This window comes from Actinoplanes sp. NPDC048791 (genome assembly GCF_040650095.1).
Classification (GTDB): Bacteria; Actinomycetota; Actinomycetes; order Mycobacteriales; family Micromonosporaceae; genus Actinoplanes.
In genome coordinates, this window is the sequence record NZ_JBEZGQ010000381.1 from 1 (window position 1) to 7,298 (window position 7,298).

The 7,298-nt window shown below is 72.5% G+C and carries 6 protein-coding genes; 1 reads left to right on the plus strand and 5 read right to left on the minus strand.

From position 1 onward, the window contains the following. Window positions 1–34: 34 nt before the first annotated feature. The 5 genes from AB0C29_RS25095 to AB0C29_RS25115 all read right to left on the minus strand — a co-directional run bounded on the left by AB0C29_RS25095 (window position 35) and on the right by AB0C29_RS25115 (window position 6,478). Entirely contained in the window at window positions 35–994 is a 960-nt protein-coding gene (locus AB0C29_RS25095) for a M48 family metalloprotease (protein WP_360824560.1), read from the minus strand. A gap of 59 nt (window positions 995–1,053) precedes the next feature. After that, window positions 1,054–3,363 carry an EAL domain-containing protein gene (locus tag AB0C29_RS25100; protein WP_360824563.1) on the minus strand — a complete coding sequence of 770 codons (2,310 nt, stop codon included), beginning with the start codon at window positions 3,361–3,363 and terminating at the stop codon, window positions 1,054–1,056. A 136-nt stretch (window positions 3,364–3,499) separates the two neighbouring features. Beyond that, window positions 3,500–4,222: a PP2C family serine/threonine-protein phosphatase gene (locus tag AB0C29_RS25105; protein WP_360553276.1), complete on the minus strand. Its 723-nt coding sequence runs from the start codon at window positions 4,220–4,222 to the stop codon at window positions 3,500–3,502. Window positions 4,223–4,313: 91 nt separating this feature from the next. Next, the gene (locus AB0C29_RS25110) at window positions 4,314–5,339 is read right to left on the minus strand and encodes a hypothetical protein (protein WP_360824566.1); all 1,026 of its coding nucleotides are present in this window, start codon (window positions 5,337–5,339) and stop codon (window positions 4,314–4,316) included. After that, a complete protein-coding gene (locus tag AB0C29_RS25115) occupies window positions 5,336–6,478 on the minus strand; it encodes a transporter substrate-binding domain-containing protein (protein WP_360824569.1) in 1,143 nt (380 codons plus the stop codon). The genes AB0C29_RS25110 and AB0C29_RS25115 overlap by 4 nt, the downstream gene beginning before the upstream one ends. A 156-nt stretch (window positions 6,479–6,634) precedes the next feature. On the opposite strand from AB0C29_RS25115, the gene AB0C29_RS25120 reads away from it, so the two are divergent. Further along, window positions 6,635–7,298: phosphodiesterase (locus AB0C29_RS25120; protein WP_360824572.1), on the plus strand; the 664-nt coding region annotated here is incomplete at its 3' end.

The following is a 7,298-nucleotide window of genomic DNA, read 5'->3' on the forward strand; positions in this document are numbered from 1 at the left end:
CGGCGCGGCCCTCGGTGACGTTGTGGTTCAGGAGTCAGCTCAGGCGGGACGCCAGGGCCAGCACGTCGAGCGACTCGAGCGCCGCGCGGTGGCCGGCCGCGCGGGCGGCGATCAGGTCGGCGTGGATCTCGGCGCGCCGTTGCTCGGCCGCGCCGATCAGGTGCAGGCCGAGGTGCAAAGTCCAGAACAGCCAGGACAGCGTGCCCATGACGAGTTGCACCGCTGAGTAGGCCAGCGCCAGGACGCCTTCCAGGCCGCGGTCCACGGCGTCGCCGGGCGGGAGGGTGGTGTACTGCGCCAGCCGGCCGAAGACCGTACGCGCGGGCATCGTCACCAGCGTGCGCAGCGAGTCGTCGTGCTTGAGGTGGCCGAGCTCGTGGCCGATCACGGCGACCTGATGCTGATCGTCCAGCGCGAGCAGCAACGGCACGCCGAGCCGCAGTACCCGGGTGCGCCTCAGGCCGACGACCGCGGCTGAGGCGTTCCAGCGCAGGTCCGCCACGATGACGTGCGGCCGCGGGGCGCCGGTGGCGTCCGCGATCCGGCTGACCAGCGCGGCAACGGCCGAGTCAGCGGGCAACGTCCAGCCACCGTCCACGGCGTGTCCGAGGCGGCCGAGCCGCGGTCGCAGCAAGACGGCGAGTCCGATCAGCACGCCACCGAGCAGGATCGGCGGCAGCAGCCTGCCGGTGGCGATCAGCCAGACCCCGATGCCGGCCGTGACCAGCAGGCCCGCCGTCAGCAGCACGGACACCGCGACGAGCACGACGAAACCGGCGGTCGCCCGGCGTGAGACAGCACTTTCGCCCAGCGCGACCAGGGCCCGCCCGGCCCGGAAGCCGGCGCGGCGGTCGAGGCGGGCGACCGCACGCGCGGCCCAACCGCCGTCGACCGGCGCGAAAGCGTCGAGATTCCACTCACAGCGTCCACACCACGGCGCGGCATCCTCGAAGACGGTCAGGTCTCCCGCGCACTCGGGACAGGCGTTCTGCACCGCGGCATTAGATCATCCCGGCACCGGTGGCCGGGGACCGCAAGCGACGGCCGCGAATGTCAGGACGCCAGATGGGGTGAGGGATGCGGCGAGGGCTGCGAAGGAATCGTCGCGGTGAGCAGATGAACAGGCCCGGGCTGACCGAACAGATAACCCTGTCCGAGATGACACCCCAGAGCGGCAAGGGCATGAGCACGAGCAGGCGTCTCGATCCCCTCGGCCACGACAGCGATCCCCAGCTCAGCGCAGATAGCCAGGACAGAACGGCACAGAGCCCCGGCCCGCTCCGGCGACACGTCCACATCGGTCAGGGTGGAGTCCAGCTTCACGATGTCCACCGGCAGTGAATGCAACTGCGCCAAAGCGTTGTAGCCGCTGCCGAAGTCGTCCAGGGCCACCCGTACCCCGCGCCGGCGCAGCCGCTCCGCGACCTCGATCGCGCGGGGCATGTCCGGGATGCGGCGGGTCTCGGTGATCTCCACGACCAGCCGGGACGGCCGTACGTTGTGCCGTTCCAGCGCCTGGGCCACCGCCTCCTCCAGCCCGTGCTGCCCCAGCCGGGCCGCCGAGACGTTGACGTGCACGTCGATCGGCCGGCCGTACGTGTTCGCCAGCCCGGCCGCGTCCGCGCAGGCCCGGTCCAGCACGAAGTCGTCGATCGCCGCGACCAGTCCGGTGCGTTCCGCGACCGTCACGAACACGTCCGGGTCGACCGGCCCGGCCACCGGGTCGGTCCAGCGGGCCAGGGCTTCCACCGCGACGATCGCGCCGTCGCTGAGCCGGACGATCGGCTGGTAGTAGACCTCGAAGCCGGCCGCCGCCGGGGCGCCGGACAGGGCCCGGGCCAGCAGGTGCGGCAGGTCCGCGTTGGGTCCGCCGTCCGCGCCGCCGGAGTAGCGGGCGAGGGCGTTCTTGCCGCGGCGTTTGCTGACGTACATCGCCGCGTCCGCCCGGCGCAGCAGCGTGTCCGCGGACAGCTCCGGGTCGCCCGGCTCGGGCACGACCAGGCCGAGGCTGGCGCTGATGCCGACCGTGTGGCCGTCGATGACGAACGGTTCGCGCAGGGCCGCCAGGATGCGGTGGCCGGCCGGTTCGGCGTCGGCGGCGCGGTGGTCGAGCAGCACCGCGAACTCGTCGCCGCCGAGCCGGGCCACCAGGGCGCCGGGGCCGACCGCGGCGACCAGCCGGTCGCCGATCGCGCGCAGCAGCCGGTCGCCCATGGCGTGGCCGAAGCTGTCGTTGATGAGCTTGAAATCGTCCAGGTCGGCGAAGAGCAACGCCACCGGTACGCCGCGGTGCCTGTACGCGTCGAGGGCCAGCACCAGCCGCTCGCGGAACAGCGCCCGGTTGGCCAGGCCGGTCAGCGAGTCGTGGTAAGCCTGGTGGTGCAGTCGTTGCTGGCCTTCGGAGACGCGGGCGAGCAGCACCGTGTTGTCGACGATGGTGAACATCTGCCGGGCCACCACCAGCCCCAGCCCGAGCCAGCCGAGGTACGCCTCGTACGAGGTGAGCTGGCCACCGGCCCCGGTGCGCACCGCGATGACCACGCCGGTGGCGACCACCGGCACGTACGGCAGCAGCAGGTGCAGCCATTCCGCCTCGGCCTGTTCGTCCAGGCTGGGGTCGGCCAGCCCCGGGTTGCTGATCGCCGCGAGGGCGAGCAGCGCCGGACCGAGCAGGTAGCCTGCCGACTCGATCGGGGTGAGCACGCCGCTGCTCAGCTGGAGCAGCCGCAGGGAGTCGGAGACGCCCAGCGCCAGCATGGCCAGCGCGGTGAGCCGCAGTGGCACCCGCGCCGCCCGGGAGGCCGGCCGGGTGGCCAGCAGCAACAGGACCATGACCGCGATCAGCAGGTCGGCGATCGGGTACGCCGCCGCGAAGCCCACCACCCACGGGCTCTCCCCGACCTCGTGGAAGATCCGCCGGGGCACCGCCGACCAGACCAGCGCGAGCAGCGAGCCGGCGATCAGGACGCTGTCGATGACCAGCACGATCCGGTCCCGGCGCAGTGAGGCCTGCACCGGCCGGGGCAGGGCCATCGAGCCGGCGACCAGGGCCAGCACGGTGAAGACCGGCAGGAGCAGGACGCCGACGTCGGCCACGTCGGCCGCGACCGCCCGGGTCGGCTCGACCACGTCGCTGATGGTCCACCAGAGGCGGACGGCCGCGAAGCCGGCGAGGCCGGTGCCGAGCAGGATCCGCCAGCGGCGCCGGTGACCGGACCGGTCCCGCCCGGCGGCGAAGCAGACCACGGCGGCGAGCACCCCGGCCGCGCACTGGGCGGCGTCGGTGAAGAGTCGCTGGCCGGCTCCGGCGGGCACGGCGTACGTGCCGATCGCCGTGACGGCGGCGACGAGCGCCAGCGTCACGGCTGACTGTGCCGACAGCCGTCCCGTCGTCATCACCACCCGCAGCAGAGCCGCGGCTGGCCGTCCCGCGACCGGAGTAAGGTACCGCAGCCCCGGACCGTTGCGGGAAGCCCGCGGGGCCCCGGGATCACGCCGCTCAGTCGACGGCGACCAGATCGGCGACAATCACCGTGATGTTGTCCGGGCCGCCGCCCTGCAGAGCCAGATCGAGCAGCCGTTCGGCGCAGCTCTGCGGGGCGTCGCAGTCGAGCAGCTCGGCCTCGATCCGCTCGGCCGTGACCACGGTGGTGAGGCCGTCGCTGCACAGCAGCCAGCGGTCGCCCGGCTCGGGCTCGACGATCACGTACGACGGGCTGACCGGCTCGCCCTGCAGCGCCTGGGTGACGACCGCGCGGCGCGGGTGGCTGCCCGCCTCCTCCGGCCGGATAAGGCCCTGGTCGACCAGCATCTGCACGTACGTGTCGTCCTTGGTGAGCTGGTTGAGCCGGCCGTCGCGCAGCAGGTAGGCCCGGGAGTCGCCGACGTGGGCGAGGGCGGCCCGGTCGCCGGAGAAGATCACGGCGGTCAGCGTGGTGCCCATGCCCTGCAGGGCGGCGTCGGTGGCGACGGTCTCGGCGATCCGGCCGTTGGCCACCTCGAGCGCCTTGTGCAGCGCGTCCATCTGGCTGTCGTTGTCGATCGGCACGTCGAGGGAGGTCATCGCCTCGACGGCGAGGCGGCTCGCGACGTCGCCGGCGGCCATGCCGCCCATCCCGTCCGCGACGACGAGGAGCCGGTCACCGGCGTAGTAAGCGTCCTGGTTGTTGCTCCGGACGTGGCCTCTATCGGTGACGGCCGCCCACCGCAGGTGCAAGGTCATGGCGTGCAGCCTGCCAGGTCCGGTCCAACCTGTCTGCACGTGGTCGGCGGCGCGTCGCGACAAGCCGTGCGTACCCGTGCAAAACCGGAGGTCATCGCGGTCGCAGCGGGCGGCCGAGGCAGCGCGGGTCGACGTCGGTGACCGGCCGGGTGGGTGCGACCCATTCGAGCGCGGACTCGTCGATCGGCCAGCCGCGTACCGTGATCCGGCTGTTCTGGGTCCGGATCGGCTCCGGGCACAGGGTCTTGGACCGCACGTCGGCGTTGGGGATGAACAGCACCTCGCCGCCACGCCGCAGGATCGTGGTGGCGGTGTCGTCGACGGTGATCAGCTGGCCGCGGACGACCTCGACGGCGGCGCCCTCGGCCCCGATCTCCACGGCGCTGTTGGGCAGCACCGGCGCGCGCAGGAAGACCACGCCGATCACGAACGGGGCGACGATCATCGCGCCGACGGCCGGCCAGTGCGTGGCGAGCCGGGCGGCGCGGGGCGGGAGTGGCCCGGTGAGCAGCCAGCCGAGCAGCGACGGGGCGATCAGCAGGGCGGCGGTGCCGTACTCGCCGGCGGCCAGCGACATCCGGATGCCCGGCCGGACCCAGAGCAGGATCAGCAGGCCGAGCACGATCGGGATCACCAGGGTGACCACGGTCAGCATCCGGCGCTCGCCCGGGTAGCGCTGCACCGCGGTCAGCGCCAGGATCACGGCGACCAGCATGAGCAGGGTGGGCAGCAGGCGCAGCTGCCAGGTGAAGCCGGCCAGCGCCACCGCGACCGCCACCACCCAGTCCGGCATGCGCAGGGCGGTGAGCGCCAGCACCGAGCGGCGGGCAGCCTCCTCCTGGTCGGGTGAGCTGATCAGGAGCAGGCCGCCGAGGGCCCGCAGCACCAGCACGACCGCCGGGACGGTCCAGATCAGCGTGATGATCAGCGCGCTGATCATGCCGAGCGGGCTGATGTACTGGACCAGCAGCAGCATCGTCGGCAGGTCCTGCCGGCTCAGGTACCAGAGCCGGAGCACGAGCAGCACCAGCGGGAACGCGGGCAGCGCGGTGAGCACCCAGTTGAGCTGGTTGCGGCGCACCCGGCGGGCCGGCCGGGCGAACGGCGTCACGGTCACGGGACCACCTCCTCCCAGGGCAGCTCGCGGACCCGGGGCCGGGCGGTGACGGGTTGCCCGGGCCGGGACAGCGGCACGAGCTGACCGTTGTCGGCCGCCTTGTTGGGGCCCGTCTCGGGCAGGATGTTGTTCTGGTACGCCTGCTCCCAGCGCGCGTCCTTCGGGTCTTTGAAGGACCGGTAGAGCGTGATGTTGACCAGGTCACGCAGGGCCGCGTTGGCGCCGACGCTGACGCCCCACGCCTCGGTCTTGTCCAGGCCCAGGTCCCAGTGGTCGTACTTGTCCGGGTGGCGGGCCTTGTAGCCGCCGAGGATGGCCGCGTCGGTGGTGACCGCGTCGACCTGCTCGTTGTCCAGCAGCCGGAAGCACTCGGAGATCCGGTTCCGCCGCGTGATCCTGGCGTCGGAGTCGTCGGCGGTCTTCGCGCTGGTGGAGCTGGACAGCGAGCAGACGTCCTTGTCCCTGAACTCCTCCAGGCTGGCGACCTTGTCATGACCTTTGAGGGTGATCACCGACTGCTCGGTGTGCAGGTACGACTGGGTGAACATGACGTTGGGCTCGCGCTCACGCTCTTCGGTGATGCTGTAGCTGGCGATCACCATCTTCACCGGCACCGGTTTGCCGTCCAGGTCGGTGGCCTCCATCCGGGCCCGGTCCTCGCTCTCGATGCCGTAGAAGCGCACCTCGTCGCGGCGGAAACCCAGATCCTCGGCGATCATGTACGCGATGTCGATGTCGAAGCCGCGCCAGACGCCGGTCACCGGATCCCGCTCGGCGACGCCGGGCTGATCGTCCTTGACCGCGATGGGCAGCGTCTGCCACTCGTCGACGCCGGCGGTCCGGCGCAGATCCTCGATCGAGGGCGGGCCGATGTGGAAGAGCCGCACCCAGGAGAACGCCAGCATCAGAATGATGATCACTCCGACCGCCACCAGCCGCCACGGGGCCAGCGAGCCGCCCCAGGTCCGCACCACCCGATCGGGCCGGGCGAAGGCGGGCGGGAAGTCGGTCTGGGTGAAGGTGCGCCGCAGACCCGTCATCGCCCGCTGGGCGCGGGCCGAGCGGGGGCGGCGCGGCTCGGGCACCCGCCGGTGCACGACCACTTTGCGGACCTGCGTCCCGGCGTCCTCGTCGTCCATCGTCGACACTGTTCTCCCGTTTCCCGTACCGGAGCGACCATGGTGCCGGACCAATGTCACGGAAAGGGGTCGCGGTCACCGAAACGACACCGGACCCGCCCGGCGCCACCCGGCCGGAATGGCATAGCGATCATCGGTTCGGGGTATGCGCGCGGCATGAGGATCGCTGCGACCCTGACGGCAGCCGCCGTCGCCGCGGCCGTGGCGGTGCGTGTCGCGCACTCCCGGGACCGCCGTTTCCTGCACCCCGACGGTCGTTCCTTCACCGGGGACCTGGAGGTCTGGGGGACGCTCGAGCCGACCGGCGCGGAGCTGTTCGACCGCCCGGGCCGGCACCCGGTCACCCTGCGGATCTCCAAGGGCATCGGCACCCGGCCCGGCCGCGCCGACATCCTGGGGGTCGCGGTACGGGTGCACGGGCCCGTCGCGGGACGGCGGCAGGACCTGCTCTTCTCCACCGCCGGCCAGGGCCGGGTGCTGCGGCACCTGCCGGTGCCCCGGCGCACCTTCGACACCGTGTACGACTCGATCCTGCCGTACCGGACCGGCTCGGGACGCACGTTCCACCTGGGTGTGCAGGCCGACCCGGACGCCGGCCCGCTCGGCCGTACCCTCGAATCCGTGGAGGCCGCGGCCCGGCACGACGGCGGGGTCCTGCTGCTCGCGCTGGCCGACGGCAGCGCCGTCGAGGTCGTCGGCCGGTTGCGCTTCGGCGCGGAGCTGGCCCCGAAGCAGGATGCGGAGCTCGCGTTCGACCCGGCAGACCCTTGGGCGTGGCCCGGATCTCGCGGAGCTCCTCGTCCGACGGCGTCAGTTCCCG

Coding starts and splice junctions, on each gene's coding strand:
- AB0C29_RS25105 (WP_360553276.1), bottom strand. CDS start 4,222: ATGACCTTGCACCTGCGGTGGGCGGCCGTCACCGATAGAGGCCACGTC.
- AB0C29_RS25115 (WP_360824569.1), bottom strand. CDS start 6,478: ATGGACGACGAGGACGCCGGGACGCAGGTCCGCAAAGTGGTCGTGCAC.